Raw genomic sequence first — 901 nt, forward strand, 5'->3', positions numbered from 1 at the left:
GGTCCTGACGGGCCGCTCGGCGATCCTGGTAGGCGTTCTTGAGCCGGCCGCCCAGGCGTTTGCCCATCTCGCCGGCCTGCTGCGCCCGCTCCCCCTGCATCGCCCCCTGCACTCTGGCGGCGGAGCGGCGGCCCATGTCCTGTACCTGCCGGGCGCGTTCCGACTGCAGAGCCCGCTGCATGGACTCGGCCTGGGCGAGGCGGGCGGCGTTGTCGCGGACGGCCTGCCCGGCGACCTGGCCCGCCGCCTGGGTGCCGTCCCAGGCGATGACGGCGCCCTGCCGGGCGGCCTCGGCGGCGCGCCGGTACCCCTCGGCGCGGACCAGGGCCGTCCCCGCGACCAGGTCTGCGAGTGTGCGGCGGCGAGCGCCGATAAGGGCGGGCGCGCTGTTGGCGAGGAACACCGCGACGGCGGCCAGCCACGTCACGAGGGAGAGGAAGAACAGGCCGTTAAGGAGGAAGATGCAGGCGATGCAGTACAGGCCGGTGCCGCCCGCCGTGGTCGCTAAGGAGCGGCGTAGCGCGCGGGACTTGGCGGACTTCGCGCCGTCGACGCGCAGGTCGAGCGCGGCCTTGCCGATGGTCCGTCCGGCCAGGGCCTGGCCGGCGAACTGATGCGCGAACTCGATCAGGATGAGCAGCACCAGCGCCTGCTCGATCGCTCCGACGATCTTGTTCCAGAGGCCCGTGCCGAAGTCCTCGGCGGCCTGCTGGACGTCGCCGCCGGACAGCAGGAGCCCGCCTGTGGCGGACAGGGCGTTGCCCCACAGCCCGTCCCCGAGGAGGCCGTTCAGGCGCCCCCAGGTCATCATGCCGAGGAGGATCGCGGCACCGGCCAGGACCGCGGTGTCGAGGCCCCAGGCCGCGAGACGGCGGCCTCGCGGCGCGGCGGTGGTGGAGGG

1 protein-coding gene is annotated in these 901 nt (G+C 74.4%); it reads right to left on the reverse strand.

Annotated elements, in window-relative coordinates; all coding sequences use genetic code 11:
• A partial coding sequence (locus tag E1293_RS47180; protein ID WP_132206689.1) for an RDD family protein occupies window positions 1-901 on the reverse strand: 901 nt, incomplete at both ends.

The organism is Actinomadura darangshiensis (genome assembly GCF_004349235.1).
Taxonomy (GTDB): Bacteria; Actinomycetota; Actinomycetes; order Streptosporangiales; family Streptosporangiaceae; genus Spirillospora; species Spirillospora darangshiensis.